Source organism: Clostridium cavendishii DSM 21758 (assembly GCF_900141845.1).
GTDB lineage: Bacteria > Bacillota > Clostridia > Clostridiales > Clostridiaceae > Clostridium_AG > Clostridium_AG cavendishii.
On the sequence record NZ_FQZB01000006.1, the window covers coordinates 139,243 to 156,463 of the forward strand.

Below are 17,221 nucleotides of genomic sequence, written 5' to 3' on the forward strand. Positions count from 1 at the left end.
CGTATAATACAACACTCCTTCATACGAAATCCGTAGAAAGGAGTGTTTATATTATGAAAGTTTTAAAAATACTGCTCTAAATCTTCTACCTTTTCTAATTCAAAAATATCTCCAGCTATAACCTCTATTTGCTCTAATTTAAGATTTAAAATCTTTTCTCTGTATCCATCTGGAAGCTTTTTAAATCTTCTTATTAATTGCTTTAACAACAAGTCAGCTTTTCCCTTAGTTTCTCCATTGGCCTCACCTATGGAAATTCCTTCTTCTTTACCTTCTTCATATATCATTCTTCCAACATCAGTCATGCTAACAACCTCCTTAAATCTCTTCTTAGCTTTTTCATCTCCAAACTTGTCAAATAAAGCATATAAAAGAGTTAAACATTTAGTCTTCTCTTCTTCATTTTTAATATCCTTAGCTATCTCTATACTATCTAATGTAATATCACTTTTACTCTTTTCACTTTCCATAAGTGGAATGAAACTTAATGTCATAATATCTTGTTCGGTTAGCTCTTCTCCATTATCTACTTTAGTTTTAATTCTTTCATAATTTTCATCCCCATTTAGCTTACTCATATAAAAGCATTCTAATGTATAATTTATCGAACCACAATTAATATTTGTAACTACGTCCTTTATATCTGATGAATACACTACTACGGTTCTTATATTTTTTCTACTCATATAATGAAGAGATGCATCATAATACAAAAATCTTGCTATATCATCCCTTTTATCAGTAGTTTGAAACTCAAAATGCAAATAATCATCCGTCTCTGTATAAAATAGATAATCCATAGCACTAGTCTTAATATCTATATTCTTAATTTCCGTTTGTGCTGGCTTTTTTAGCTTAACATCTAAGTTAAAAAACTCTGATGCACTATCCTTAAAAATCTCCATGGCTTTCTTGAATACAGCATCTTCAACCTTATTATAATCCATTTTAAAACTCCTTCCAAGTAGGCTTTTATTAATATATTTGCCAATTTGGGAGGAGTTATGCAAATGTATATTCTGTTTTGAAAATTAATTTAACTCGTTGTGCTAGTTAAATTATTAACTTCATTCTAACCTATAACTTCAAATCATCTTCTAATATTAACCACCTCATCAGTATCTCCAAAATAGATTACCAGTATAATATAAAGACTCCTTCCTACGAAATCCGTAAGAAGGAGTCTTTTAAATATATTCTTATTTTGAATACTTATTAAGCACTTCGCATAAGTATTGATAATATTGAGTGTTAGAAAGCTTATTATCTATAAACGAAGTTTCCATACCTGACTTTCTTAACTTTTCAATCCACTCTAAAGCCTTTTCTTTACCAAACCCTTTATTAAGCATTCCATAATACATGTATGCATATTCATTACTGATATTTGTGTTAAAAATTAAAGGATTATCTGAATTGATATTTATAAGTACATTATTTTCTTCAAAGCCTTCAACATTATTTATATTGTAAGCTTGGCTGTCAAATACAGCATCTAATTCTCCTATACTAGTATTCGAACTTGGATTTATTTCAACTACTATTCCTTTAGTTGAAAGTTCATTTACCAATTCTCTTTTTACTTCATTAATTATTTCCTTTTGAATGTTATTTGATTGTACATAAATAGGCTCACTAATCTTATCTAAATAGCATTTACAATTATATGCATGAGTTATTTTTTCTGCATTCCAAATAGAACTTTGATGTTTTTCTATTTTTACGCAAAGAACCTCATTATTATTTTCAATCAAGTTTTCAGCTGATTTTTTATAGTTTTCATTTTTTTGAAATTTATTAAATCTTAATTGGTAAGCTTCATATAACATAGGAATATTTATTCCATTCATGTTTTTAAATATATCCTTTGCCAATGAATATATTTCTCTTTCTAAAAACAGATTAACTGCCACATTTTTAGAAATAGAATTTGTGTATACTCCCCATACCCATAACAAGTTATCAAGATATTCTCCTCTAGGAAGTATTACTACCGTATTTGCATTTACCCACTTATTTGGATCAATTCCTAGAGCTATAGCATGCCCTATTCTATCACCAGAATGAAACTTACAAAAGGTTACAACTTCATGTATTCTTCTTAACCCTGATAATATATGTCTAAACTCTTCACCGGCGTGGAAGGTATAGCATAGACTTTTATATCTTACACTACTTCCATCTTTTCCTTGCTTAATTAGTGAATCAATAGAACTATCTCTAGCCCTTTTGTATATAGGTGCAAATACCTGTACCGGAGTGTTATTTTCAAGATTTGCAGCATCTATTCCTAATATAAAGTATGAGAGATATGGTGATTCATTTCTTAGATTCAATAAATTTTGAATCAAAACATCATAATCTTCTTGAATCTTTTTAAAAGAAATTTCACTTGGGTTACTTTTACCATCAAAAGCAAGCCAACATTTTTCATCTCCATCTTCATCTTTTCTTTTAATTAAATGAAATACTAATCCGATCCTAGGAAAATCAACATTACTATCTTCATTTGTAGAATATTCATCATCTATAACCTTTTTATAAGCTGAAAGTATACTTAGTAAATTTTTTTTAAAATCACTTTCATTTTTAGATATACTAAACCTTAATTCTAATCTTTTTAAATACTCATTTTGAAATAAAGTTCTAAACAATAGTTCATAATATGCTTCATCGCTTAATCCACTGCTGCCCAAAAATTTAGTTGCTCTATCAAAAAAGTTTGAGAAATTATCCAATCCTTTTATAGTTGAACTTTGAACCACTTGTTGATAAAATTCATTTTTAATCCTAATATATTTTAATAAAATTTTAAATAAAAATGGTTCTTTTGTTTCTTCATATTTTGTAAAAGCCTTCATTAAAAATACATTCTCACCATAAGTATTGATTCCTTTGCATTCAGTAAATATCCTAAACACAATATCTTCTTTTTTATCATTATCTTTTATCTGATATTGTTTGTTTAAGTCTTCCAACAATTTAAGCAATTCAATATTAGTAATCTCTTTTTCTTGTCCACTCACTACTAATAATATATTTTTAATATTTTTTAACTCACCTTTGCAATACTCCTCTATTGTTATATCTGAGTCATTTTGATATTTCATATAAAACATAACTATATTCCTATATATAGCTGCTAATATGAAATATCTGTGAGGATTTTCTTTGAATTCTCCTTCTCCATTTTTAAAGTACTTAACTTTTTTAATATTTTTCGCTTTTATCCTTTGATTCATAAGCTGTTCCCAAAGCAATATAAAGTTAAACCCAGAATTAGCATGTAAATGATTTTCAGCTACACCTTTCACAAGTAAATCATCTAACTGAGAATCTGCCAAGCTTATATCTGAATAATAGCCATCCAATTCTCTAAAATCAACAATGTTATTTTTAATCATATATAATATTGTAAATAAATCCATAGAAATTATTGAATTTATATTACGAAACACTTCAATTTTCTTATACTCTTCATAAGGCCCTATAAATTCATCATCCAAATTATTTTTCCAATACTTGTACACTATCTTTCCATTTCTGTGAGATATCAAAGTAGTAGTAAATTTTCTTAAATTTTCATAATAGCATTCATAAACTTTGTCTTCATTAATTTCTCTTTCTCTTAAAAATGGATAATACTTATTAAGAATTAAATAAACCTCATCCAAGTTTTTTATTTCAGATGTTTCACTTATTTTATAAACTAATTCTTCCAATAAAAAACTTTTATTTTTCTTCTCACTAGGATCAGCTATTTTTAAAAATGTATCTTCTTCAAAAAAGAACAAATCTTTAAATGGTATCAATGCAACATTTAAAATTTCTCTAATTTTAGTATTCATTTGCATCTGCATTGTCCTCTTCTTCAGGTAATTCTAAATCAAATTCTTTATAGAATAATTCTTCCTCAGCTTTTGCTTTCTTAAATGCTTCCTCTAAAGCTTTTTTCATTGAATTCTTTTTTTGCTCTAAATTTATAATCATTTCTGTTTCAGCTGAATTAACATTTCTATATTTAATATACTCTTGGATAATAAAATTAAATACAGGTTCTTCTATATCTAAATAAGCTTCTTTCTGTAATGTTTCAAGTAAATTTCTCGCTTCAATAACACCATACCAAGCTGTACTCTTATAACCAAGATAACGAAGTTTTTCAACAATTTTTATGTAATCACCAATTGAAACTTTCTCTTTTTCACTTCCATCTTCAACTATTATACTTTTAATAAATTCATGTGTTTTTCTATATACTGTTTTAGAATTATATTCAACATTATAAAATTTTCTAAATTCTTCTTTGAAATTTTCATCATTTATATCTATAATATTAATCATCCCAACAACTACATCTATTTTTTTGTGAACTTCATCTCTTAACAGTTCATCAATCTTTGTTTTATTATTTTTTACATTTTGATTATTATCTAATTTCTTTAAAATTTTTATTATAGATTTAGATTCATTATCTAAGTTCTTCAAGTCTTGATCATTATTAACCACTATAATATTGTTTTTATACTTTTCCTTATTTATATAATTATAAAATAATTGTTTTTTATAGTTTTCATAAACTTTATATGCTTTATTATTTTTTTCATCTTTTTTTTCTGGGTTTTGCAATAATTGAATCTGATTTTCTGTATATTCTATATTCATCTCATAATCTTTACCTTTTAAAAAACTATATTGATTCAATATTTTTTCAATCTTTTCATTCTCAATAGGCTCTCTTGATACTGAATCTAGAAATTCTATTATATGTTTATACTTTTCTCTATCTAAATACCAATTTTTAATCATGTCTCCATTATCATAATCTAAAATTAAATTACATAAAATCAAATAAATTTGACGTTTTTCTTTAACACTTAAATCTTTAACTTTTTCATCATCTATTTTAATAATATTTTTTAGCTTTTCCATGAAAAATAAGGCAAACTTAAAATCAGTATTAAAAATTATCTGATCAATCCAATCATTAATTATTGGATTTTTATCTTTCATAAAATCTTTAAATTTTTCATTATTAAAGTTTACTTTATCAACATCTACATTTAAAATATTTTCACCTATATTAAATTTATATAAATAGAAAAAATATTTTTTAGCCTCTTCATATCCTACAACATTTGCTTTTGGCAATAACTCTTTAGTTGTTTGTAATAATATAAAGAAAGTTATATATCTATTTATATACTTTCTCTTTTCTTCTTTATTATTATCTTCTTTATCATCTTTCTTTCCTTTATCTTTATCAGAATTTAATTCATTTTTAAAACTGTTACTTAGCTTCTTTGTAAAAAGTCTTTTAAAATCTATTATTGTATTTTCCTCATTTGATCCCCATTTGATATGCTTTTCATAAATCTTACTTTGATCTTTTATTAAGTCACTTGAAGAATATATAATTGTATCTATTAACGATTTAATAAATACAAATCTTTTTTCATCATCTACAAATTCCTCTTTATCATATTTACTTAAATAATAAAATACATTTATTAAACCTCTTGGTGTTTTATCAAAAATTACATATGGTATTTCCGAGAAAATCTCGTCACTTTTTTTATTTTTCCTCTTAAATATATTGTCTTCACCCATCAAATCATCTAGTTTTTTATGCAAATATATCGTTTCATTTCCACTTTTATCAACTTGAAATGAAAAATTAGGTATACTCTTAAAATTCCATTTTATAACATTATGCCTAAATGCAGGTGGTAACACCTTTTTTAAATATTCATGTGCTAAATATTTTTTTCTACTAATTAAATTATGTTTACTATCAAATAATTCATTATTTTCTACAAGGCTTGTTGTTGCTAACTTTTCATTTTCTAATAATGCTAAAGTTATAGATTCACTTAATATTTCATAATCTCCAGATAAAAAACATATTATATTAGGATGGCAAGTATAAGCCATTACTGCATCTATCAATTCTCTACATTTATTTGTTTTTAAATCGATATCATCTATTGTTATAATAATTAATGGCTCTTCACCTTTATTTAAGTTTCTTTTTACACTAATTAATTCTTCTACGAAAGAATGTAATTTATTGTTAAATTCATAATCAGGTGCTAAAATATAAGAATATTTCTCCTTATAAGTTTCCATATCACTATAATTTTTCATTATTAAATTACGATATTCAGCATCTTTATAACAATAATATTCTAGAACTTCATTATAACTTCTACTTAACTCATTACTTTCTTTAAACCTACATTGATTAAAAAAATCTGAGAACTCTTTATTATCAATTTCATTTTTTTCTATTTCATTTTCTAGAGCTTGCATTTCTTTTTTCAAAACACCTAATATTGCTCCTAGTATCTTTGTACTATCTCCATATATATCTGGTTCTATTATTGGAAGAACGATATCTTTATTTCCTTCAGCTTCTAAACTATTTAAAATAGTATACATAGTTGAAGTTTTTCCTGTTCCCCTTTCGCCAAATAATCCAATAGTATTATTGTATTGCTTCTTACTACTATTATCTCTTTTTCTATTTATTAACTTTGCTTGTCCTCTTATTTCTTCAATTTGATTGATTATATTATCATATGTAGGAACTATTAATTTAACTTGTACATCACTTAAAGCTCTGGCGCCTATAAAAACTCCATTTTTATTTTTCATTTTTTCTTTCCTTCCAATTTTTAAAATTTGTTATCTTATAATTATTTAGTTTTTTCATTTTTTTGTTCTATATGTTTATTCCAATTATCAACGTCAGCTTTAGAAATATTTTTTATTATCTGAAGCACTTCATCATCATAATTCTTTTTCTCACTAGATTCGCTACATTTAATTAATATTTCCATCAATCCATCACCAATATTTTCAACTGCTTGTCTATATCTTAGCCAAGATAATTTATAATTTTTTAAATATGATACTGAAATTAAAATATTTATTAATACTGCTATAGCTGAGTTTATAATCTTTGTATTATCATTAAAAACATTCACTAATGGTATTATTGCGGTAAGAATTATTATACTAATATTAAATAAATTATACCTAGCTCTCCCCCCGTCAGCTTTATTTATATACCATTCCAACTTATAAAATGCTATATCGGATGTCATTTTTGTAATATATTCTTTATTAGTTAAATCATCTAATATATTCTTATAAAAATTCAGCTCTGATGATTGCTTCATTATTTTTATCTCCTTTTTTATCTAGTAATAATTTATAAATATAATATAAAAACTTCTTTTATTTACTTATTATTACACTATTATTTTATCACATATTTTCTCTTTTTCTACAATTTTAGATATTCATATACAACATTATTACTTTATAGGCTCTTATGAATTCTTAAAATATAATAGAATAATTATATCTACTGGATCTGTAAAGCACTTAATCTAAAAAACATATTAATCTATTTTGAATATCTTTATATCTCAACATATTTTATTAATATTTTTAGAGTATTTTTCAATAAATTTAGATAAGCTTTTAAAATATAAAATTTTATAAAAACAATATTGTCCTGTTATATGAATTTCTGTCATATAATCATATAGATGATTCTGTTATTGGTGAAATTCTAATAATCTTTATAGTATACACTGCTGTCTAATTATTAGTAAATTTTACAATATGATTGTAATGATATATACTTTTATTATAATCAAACTTATAATTTTATTAATACTATAATTGTTGAAAGGAGTATTACTCTTGAAAAATCAAATACAAACACTACCAATAATTAAGTTAAGAAATATATCATATCCAGAAAGGTCATTAACTTTATTTATATCAGTATTTTCAAATTTTCACTTAAGTGAAATCTTTTCTCTAAGAGATACATATCCAAATACTAATATAAATATTTTCATAAATGAAAATAAACTTATGTTTTTATATAAAAATTCTATTGAATTTTTTTCATCTCTTAATACTCAAAAGATTAATATTATTTTCTCTAATAGCGTTAAATCGGACATGCTTTTTATTGATGAAAGAATTAGTATTCCTTTAGTATATATTAATAAAACAATACATCTAAATACGGGTAAAGTTATAGAAACAACTTTATCGGATATCTCTACATCAAGCTGTAATACATTAAAAGGACTTTTTACACACTCTGATAACTCATATATAAGTATTGTAAATAATTTAACAGTATTAGAAATTAACTCTATTATAGATTACATAAATTATTCTGATATTCAGTTAACCTCTAATGATATTCTTCAATTTAGTAATTTTGACAATTCAACTATTAATCTTATTTCTGTTTTATCAAACATTGAGGAACCTTTAAATTATAATGATGTAGGTTTACTTCTTACCGAAGGTGATAAAAAACCAGGTGCCTATAAAAAATATGGTGAGAATCAATCTAAAACTGGAGAACTTCTTGAGCTAGTTTCTATTAATTCATCTGTTCCCAAAACTGTGTCTTTAACTCCATTAGGAGAAGCTCTTCTTAATGTTAATAAAGAAGTTTTTGATAATATTATTTTCTTTGAAATTTTGAAATGTAACCTTCTTAAACACTTAATTTCATTATGTAAGTTTAATTGCCAAGTTAATGTTAAAGAAATATGTGTACCTACTATTTCAGAGAAAACTTATTTACGTAGAAGATCTAATATCAAATATCTTGTTAATCTTTTAAAAGCTAAAAATATTGAATCTTTAAACATTCTTTTAGATAAATTATCTTTTTAAGTTAAAAAAATGAGCAACGTAAATGTTGCTCATTTTTTTATTTATTCTTTTGCATTTCCATCCAAAAAGCATTATCTTGCATATAGATAACATCTTCAACATTTCCTAGCTTTACTAAACTCTTATGTTGTTCTAATGACTTTATCTTAGTAAACAGCTCATCTTCCTGTGTCTTATTCGTTGTATTATATATAAACTTTATGTCTTTTATTGAAAGGTCTGATACCTTGTGTACTATCCAAGTTAGGATATAGTTTGCATACTCATTATCTCCTGTAGAAAAATGGCTTAGTAGCTGTGTTGATAGTATTGTTCCTACTCCAAACATTCTACCTTCTTTTAAGATCTTCTTTAAACTTTGGAAATTTTCACACAAGAAGTTATCAGCCTCATCAACTAATATCATCTTACTCAACTGTCTATACTTGTCATCAAGTTTACTTTCTCCTAATACTTTCATTTGTGAATAGAAGATATCTAGTATTATACCTACAACTAAGTTTTGAATATCCGAATCACTGTTTGAAAGGTTTATTACTGTAACTCCATCAATCATATCATATAATGATTTAGAGTTATCCACATCTGGATCAAATATTTCAAAATCATATAACTTATCTAAACATGTAAATAGTTTATCTTGCTTTACATCTTCATCATCAAAAAACTCTCTGCATACTTCTGCTATAGTTGGTGGTTTTTTAGTCCATGTATTTGGATCATTCTTTTTAATTCCACGTTTATCATATGCATTCATTATAAGTTCTTTTAATTTGTTCTCTTGGACTACACCTAAACCAAAAGCTGTAGTCATTGTATGTTTCAAAGCATTAGCAGTGTATAATGGTAATAAGTTTTTCTCCTTATTTCCCTGAACTAATTCTAGTGGATTAAATGGAAGATGATATGTCTCATATACCTTAGCATTTGTAGCCTCAACAAATTCATTATCTATATAATCACCTTTATAATCAAATATTAACAATCCAATCTTTTTACCATCAATATTTTGATAAGTATTTTTATTTAATTGATATATAAGAGATTTAGTAAACTGAGTTTTACCAGTTCCCATAGTTCCAATTATACCTGTATTAGTATGATTATTTTGTATTGAATCAGTTGGATTCCAAATCACCTCACAATCTCTATGAATATCTCTTCCAAAAAGAACTGATAATGGCCCTTTAGTTTCTGCAACTGCCCCAGTATCTTCACCACTATTTCCATCATATATCGCACTTGATTCTTCATCATTTGAATTATCATTAATAGACGTTTCTTCTTTCATTTCACAAACTCTACCTTCATATAGGTTATATAATAATGTATCACTCTTTATATCGCTCTTATCTAATATAAAATTGTTCTTTATTTCTTCAACACTTCTTAAAATATTTCTATATCCTGATGCTTCTGGGAATACTAATTCTAAAATCTTATTTCCCTTATCATATTCTTCCTGATTAAAAGCATCTCCTAATTCATCAACACCAATTGAAACAAGTTCACCATTCTTTTCAAATGATATATCACTTTTAAAAGTAAATATAGCACCTCTTCCAATTATCTCATCTAAACTATTAGATATTCTATAATCATCATTTAATAACTTTGCTCTTACATCAGTTTCTATAATAGAATCCCAATTTTGTTCATCCCACACATTATAAAGCTTTAATTTCTCGATGCTTACAAGAACTAATTTAATTAGAAAATCTCTAAATATCTTTGCTTGTAATTTATCATTGATTTCTTTGCTTATATTCCTTTCTATATGATTTCTTGTTTTGTAAGCTTGTAGCTTCGCCTTTTTAGTTACATCCCCTTTAATTTGCCCAATCTTAACTTCAATTGGATAATAGTGAACATCTATATTACCATCAGCACAACATTCTATTCCTACTAATAACAAGTCATCTGAATAAGCACCATCACCACTTAAATTTTTTACTGAGAACAAACCTTCTTTACTACTTAAACCACAACCTTTGGATACTCTTAGAATTTCCTCTAATGAAATTGGGACCCATACAATTTTTTTATTGTAAAAATATGACAAACTTAACTTTATAGTAGATACGATACTAAGCTTCTCTCTATCTTCATATCCATTACAAGAAATAATTTTTAATAACCAATCTCCATTTATCGCATTAAAACAGTTTATTACTTTAGTTATTGACTCTTCATCATTTCCTAATAATACATTTTTATTTTCTAAGAAACTCTTTATTACTTCCTTATATTGCTTAGTCTTTTTAGTTACTGTAATAGAATCATATCCAGAAGATGGTGTATATTGATCACTATAATGTATAATAAGTAAATCTTTTTCTTCAATAGTATCTTTAAAAAATTGTAATCCAACCATTGGATTTATGAATGTTACCCAATTTGCAGATTCATAAATACGATTTAATTGATCTTCTTTATATTCATCTATAGCGGTAGTTTTGCACCTACTATCATCAAATGGTGATTCATTTTCAGCAGAACAAATTAATGCATTCATTTTAGTAGCCATTTTTAGAAGTGTATTTTTAGAATGAATAAATTTAGTTCCATACCCTGTTCTATATGATTTAGATATTTCTTTAGAAGGAACTGATGATAATAATCCACCAAGTGATACACCCGTGTTTATATTATCCATTATCGTATTTTTATTAGAGAACTCATGCTCCATTTCGTAGAATGTTATATGACTATATTCATACTTAGTAGTATCATAATTTTTTATATAACAGCTAAGCTTTGAATTTACGATATCAAAAATATCATCCTTAGAATACTTCTTATTGCTAGATTTTATTGCAAATGATAAACCTAGCTTTTCCTCTGCATCCTCAACATGCACATAATTTTGAAGTTCCTCAAATACACTATCACCAGACTTATTGTATATATTAATAATAAGTGGTCTTAACTTCTCAATTCCCTTACTCTTTAATCCTTCAGTATAATAGTCTATTATACCTTGTAAAATATCTTTAGAGTATCCTGTATTAATTAAATTAATCTTTAATGGCAGTTCTGTAGATAAAAATAAAGTCTTAAAGTGTTTTATAAATTCATTTATTTTTTCTCTAACTAACTTCTTAACAAATCCTCTGTTTCTTTCATTAAAATCAATATCATTTATTACATATTGCTTCCACTCTTTAGAATGATTTTGTTCTAAAGATCTATAAAGCTTTTCTCCACCAAAAGATATATAAGGAATGAGGTTTGTTGAATCTAATTTATTAGCAATTTCTTTTTCTAAATCTTCCTCATCAGAAATCACTTTATCCTTTAACTCTTCTGTGATCATAAGTTGATATGACACATTAATAGGGTGTAATGGTGTTAGTAAGATCTGTCTAGCTGAACCCATTACTTCTATTGTCCCAACTCTTAGTAAATCAACAATTTCATCACACATATTGTCATTGTACTCAATCTTTTCCAATTTGGAATAGTATATATCAATATACGTTTTTAATCTTTCTTCTAAATCTTCATCAATATAAGCTAAGCTTGGTAAAACAACATTTGATTTATAGTATTCAAAAATTCTGTTATAAGCTTCTTTTAACTTATCACAAACTTTTAACTCTCTAATCTTTAGTTTTCCATTTGATTCTACGAAGGCCATTCCTCCATTTTTCAAGATAAATTCTTCTCTATCAAGATTAACTTTAAATTCATCATAAGCAAAATTAACTTCACCATCTTTACTAATTTTGTTATCTAAAAATTTATAGCTCCCCTTATCTCTTAATTTATTTATCCAAATTTGTCTTCCACTAATACGTGTAATCTTAGAATTGCTTCCAACAATATTAAAAGGAATTATTAGATTATCTAGCCTAAGATTAAATCTATATGCATCTTCATTTTCATCTATTTTTATCTTATTTTTCACCTTAAACTTATTAATAGCGTTAATAGGTACATTCTCATCTTGGAAATTCAAAGTTATTGATGATGTATCTTCACCATATGGATTTAACGTAAACTCTGAATCCGATGTCATGAGCGTAATGTTTTGCTCTTTTTTAGTTATCTTTATAGTGTAATTAGTTCTTACAACTGTATCCTCAAATATAGCTTTATCCATTGGAATAACGACGATCTTAAACTCATAATTACTCTTTCCTGAATAAGATACCTTACAAAAACTAACTTCGTCTTCCAATTCTTCTAATATAACATTAATCTTCCTATTATTTATCTTAGCTGAAACATTCTGCCCAAAATCACATTTAACACCTTTACCTTTCATAGCTTCTAACTTATTATCAAAAACAAAAGATAATTTGATAGTATCAACTTTATCTTTATTAAAAATAATTATGTTTCTCTTTCTTCTTTGTGCCTTAGTTGTACCTTCTTCCTTCTCCCAATAATCTTCCTTAGAGATATTTTCTATAGAACTACATTCATAGATGATATCCTTTTCCTCATAATTATCCATAGACTGCCTAACAACTTTATATTCTTCATTAAACCAGGCTTTATTAGCTAATTTCTTTTTTCCTGTTTCATCTAAAAACTTTTCTAAATTACTCTCTATATCTCCACCATACTTATGGATATTGTCTATCTTTAAGTACGCTTGCGAGTTCTCATTTAACCTACTAATAGCTTCCTTCTCATCATTAATTGTATCTAGCTTAAGATCTCTAAATAATTCAAATTCTTTAAATTCAGAATCATCTATATAGCCCTTATTTATTATAGATACTATATCGCTATACTGTAATATTGATTGACCTTCATCAGAATCTTCTCGCTCCCTTCTTCTTAGGTCAAACTTTAATACATATTTTGCACTTAATGCAAGATTACTTTTATCTATAAGATAATTTATATCATTTATTAATGTCTTAGAATGGAATGGCATACCTTCCTTTTGAAAGTTTATAACTCCATCTGTGATAGTATCTTTATTACTTGTATGAATGAATAATATTGCTGAATTCTTAAATTGCGACTTCATGTTGGTACTAACTTCATTTCTTAATGTAGCTAAGAAATCTGGATTAACACCATCAATTGTAGCTGCAACAATTAATATAATATCATTAAACTTAATTGAATATGTTGTATATTCCTCATACTTCTCATTAACTTGATATTTAAATAGTTTACTGTCAGAGACGTTTTTTATTTCTTCATATAAGTGCTTTACATCTGACTCTTTTTCAAATTGAATTTCATATCTATCACCATAATAAATTCTTGTCCCATCAAAATATTCAACAACCTTTTTAGCTAAAAAATTATAAAATTGATCTAACATATAATGCATCCCCACTATCACTTTTCTTTTCTAATACATTTAATCTTTGATAAAAATCAATTAATCTATTTCTTGAATCCTTATCTAGATAAACCCCTCTTCTTTCAAGTTCTTTTATAATGTATTGTAATCTAACCTTTTGCTCATCTTTTATACATAGTTTAGTTAATAGTATTACATATTCTTCTGTTAAGTTTAATGTCATCCCATTTCTTCCCCTATTTCTTAAGAAGTTATTTCTACAAAACTCAAAGAACCAATCGTAATAACGACGACTTAACTCTATGGCATTTGTAACCTTCGAATGATGATTATGTATTAAGCCATATAATTTTTCAACTTCAACTAAAATATCATCCTCAGTATCAGAGTCAAATTCATACTCTGTCCAATATTCATTTTCATCTTTTATAGCAGCTTCGTACATAGCTACTACTTCAGATAAATTCTGCCATGTCTCTAGTTTCTCATCATCATTCATTTTGCTAACTAATTCTTTAAATTCCTTGTAAGTATAGTTATTATGACCAGCTTCTGAACAGTTTAAAATATTTAGACATATTTCATGAGATCTTAAACTATTTATAGCATTTTCTACTAAGCACCATCCATTTTCATATCCTATACGCCCTTTAGAAACCTTTTCCCAATCAAACGTAAAGTATATTAGCGGTACTTCCTTTTCATCAAACATATTATTTAAATTACCAACTGCCCTTAATATATAAACTACATAATAGAACTTTAAAAGAGTTACTATTTGAGAACAAAAATTCCTCTTTCCTTTTAAAAGATATTTCAAATCCTCATTAAAAACAGACGTAATTTCTTCTGCGAAATTCTTATATTGTTTCTTTTTCTTTTCACTATTTATAGCTACCTCTGGTAGCTTATCTAAAATTAAATCAGTTAAAACATTTCCTGTTTTGTTTTCAAACACTTCTTCAATACATTTTCCATAGTTCTCTTTTTCATCAAATAAAACATCATATAGAAAATTCCCCATTTCTATGTTTTCTTCCTCTGTCATTGAATAAACTAAAACTTTAGGATGAAACTTTGCAATGCCCTTATCTTCATCAAAGAAAATTGTTGAAACTACTTCTTTAAACTTTTCTTTATCATTTTCAGTCTCAAACTCTACTGAATTTATAATATCTGAAAAGAATACCTCTTTATTAAACTCAGTTACATTACAATTTAATAAGTTACAACAAAAAGCTCCAATACACTCATCAAACCTTTTTATGATATCCTTATGCTCCTTTAATGGTCTAACATTATATGGAACTATTAATTTATCTTTAGTTTTAGGCTTATGCGTTGGTTTCTTAGTCGGATCCTTCATACTATAATCCTTCTTTACTTTGCTTATATCAATCTTATATCCCATTATTTAATCACCTCAAATTTATACTTACCAAACTTTTTAGTGAACTTAAATGTTTCTACCCCATCAGCTATGTTTTCTTTAATATAGATCTCTTTATTTTGCTCTCCATAATTCTTTATCTTTTCAATGGAATCAATAAAGCTAATAAAATCACTTCTTTCCTTTTTCTTTGGAATATACCCTTGTCTTACTTTTGTTAATAATTTATATAGCTTGTAATCAAGCTTAATAGTTAATCTATCACCCTTATTCTTTATAACAAAATCTAATATTATATTTGAAACAAACTTATCTAGCCTTCCCGTTAAAACTTTATTTTCTAATTCATCTTCTTCACATTCTAAATATAACTTTTCATATGTCTTAAACCTATTTTGCGATTTCCCCATATTTATTCTTATATTACTATCTGAAGATTTAACATTGTCCAATTTATATATAGCTTCACTTACCAAATCATATAAATCTCCTAATTCTGTAATATTATTAGTATTAAAGACATACAAGTATTTAATAAATTCACTATAAACATGATCCTTATACAGTTCATTATGGCTACCACATAAATAATCTAGTCTTAAATAATGATTAATCAACCACTTTTGCAGCTGTTGTCTATTTATCTTAGAATTAGTAAAAATTCTTTTAAGTTCAATCTCATCATTTAACACATCTACGATATACGTATTATCTAATGGATATACTTTTTCTAAGTATTTTCTTGCAAAGTACGGTTCTCTATTTAATTTATTTATTAAATCATCCATATCTTCATTAGAACATAACACTGGATCAACATTACCTAAGGCCTTTAGAATTCTAGATGAATCCTTATTTGTAAACATAATATTTGCAGTTAATGCATCCATGTATTCTATGATATTTAATTTATCTATCTTTTTAAGAAATTTTTCTCTAGTTAAGCTATTAAAGTCTGGATGAACTATAATATCATATATAAAGTTCATTATTGCTCTTGTAGTTATAGATACCTTTTCTTTTATCATTATTTCAATTAGTTTAGATGAAACTCCTACCCTCACTTCATCTGTACTTAAAAGCTCAAAGTTTTCTTTTATAGGACATCTTTTTCTTACATGACATATAGAACATTTCTCTCTATACTGTGTGTAAAATCTATTATTCTCAGCTTTAGCAAATACCTTGTCCATCAATTTATAAATATATTCATATCCTACACCTTCATCACTTAGTGAAAACATATGATAATCAGCAAAATTTACATATGAAAATTTATTATCCTTAATCTCTATTTTATTAACTACATCTGCCATTAGTATTTGATTGTTTTCTATATAAGCTTTCAACCTACTGAATTTTTCTCCATACTCTGAATCAATAAAGTTAGTTAATGTACCTAAGTTGATTAGCAATACCTTAATAGTTTCACAACTATCTATATTTTCATCATTATAATCTTCTAACTCTTCTTTTAACGTTTCCAAAGATGTCTTTTTAGGGGCAAAACTTTCTGTTGCATCATTATGTACCTCTATCGCATCATTAAATTCTTTATATTTATACAATAAATACGATAGTAAATGAGATTTACCATCTCCAGCACTACCACATACTAAAATTAATCTTCCCATTGAAGCGTGTATTGCCTCATCTAATATATCTTTTAATTCTTTTTCTATCTCTCTTTCAACATGCATATGCTGATTAAATTCACTAAAATCCCCAATGTGATCTACTGCCTCTTTTGATGAAATCTTTAACTTTTTTAACTCATCTAGAAAACAAGTTTCAGCCATTTCTACCCCTCCAACTATTATCTATTATATTAATTCAAAAAT

The 17,221-nt window shown here is 26.0% G+C and carries 8 protein-coding genes; 1 reads left to right on the top strand and 7 read right to left on the bottom strand.

What is annotated here, in order from left to right:
* Positions 1 to 62: 62 nt before the first annotated feature.
* The 4 genes from BUB01_RS06445 to BUB01_RS06460 all read right to left on the bottom strand — a co-directional run bounded on the left by BUB01_RS06445 (position 63) and on the right by BUB01_RS06460 (position 7,184).
* The gene (locus BUB01_RS06445; RefSeq protein ID WP_072985882.1) at positions 63 to 947 is read right to left on the bottom strand and encodes a DUF4351 domain-containing protein; all 885 of its coding nucleotides are present in this window, start codon (positions 945 to 947) and stop codon (positions 63 to 65) included.
* A 252-nt stretch (positions 948 to 1,199) separates the two neighbouring features.
* Entirely contained in the window at positions 1,200 to 3,848 is a 2,649-nt protein-coding gene (locus tag BUB01_RS06450) for an amidohydrolase family protein (protein WP_207649982.1), read from the bottom strand.
* Positions 3,838 to 6,657 (bottom strand): transcriptional regulator, encoded by a 2,820-nt coding sequence (locus tag BUB01_RS06455; RefSeq protein ID WP_072985884.1) that lies wholly within the window; start codon positions 6,655 to 6,657, stop codon positions 3,838 to 3,840. Before BUB01_RS06455 ends, BUB01_RS06450 begins: the two co-directional genes overlap by 11 nt.
* A gap of 41 nt (positions 6,658 to 6,698) precedes the next feature.
* Positions 6,699 to 7,184 (bottom strand): DUF4231 domain-containing protein, encoded by a 486-nt coding sequence (locus BUB01_RS06460; RefSeq protein WP_072985885.1) that lies wholly within the window; start codon positions 7,182 to 7,184, stop codon positions 6,699 to 6,701.
* Between the two features lie 532 nt (positions 7,185 to 7,716).
* Between BUB01_RS06460 and BUB01_RS06465 the strand changes: the two genes are divergently transcribed.
* Positions 7,717 to 8,718, top strand: a complete 1,002-nt coding sequence (locus BUB01_RS06465) for a hypothetical protein (RefSeq protein ID WP_072985886.1) — start codon at positions 7,717 to 7,719, stop codon at positions 8,716 to 8,718.
* A 37-nt stretch (positions 8,719 to 8,755) separates the two neighbouring features.
* Here the strand turns inward: BUB01_RS06465 and dptH are convergent, their stop codons facing one another.
* Genes dptH through dptF form a run of 3 tightly spaced genes read right to left on the bottom strand, consistent with a single transcriptional unit; the run spans position 8,756 to position 17,179 of the window.
* Positions 8,756 to 14,008 carry a DNA phosphorothioation-dependent restriction protein DptH gene (gene dptH / locus BUB01_RS06470; protein WP_072985887.1) on the bottom strand — a complete coding sequence of 1,751 codons (5,253 nt, stop codon included), beginning with the start codon at positions 14,006 to 14,008 and terminating at the stop codon, positions 8,756 to 8,758.
* On the bottom strand, positions 13,989 to 15,401 hold the full coding sequence (gene dptG / locus BUB01_RS06475; protein WP_072985888.1) for a DNA phosphorothioation-dependent restriction protein DptG: 1,413 nt from the start codon (positions 15,399 to 15,401) through the stop codon (positions 13,989 to 13,991). Before dptG ends, dptH begins: the two co-directional genes overlap by 20 nt.
* Entirely contained in the window at positions 15,401 to 17,179 is a 1,779-nt protein-coding gene (gene dptF, locus BUB01_RS06480; RefSeq protein ID WP_072985889.1) for a DNA phosphorothioation-dependent restriction protein DptF, read from the bottom strand. Before dptF ends, dptG begins: the two co-directional genes overlap by 1 nt.
* Positions 17,180 to 17,221: the final 42 nt, after the last annotated feature.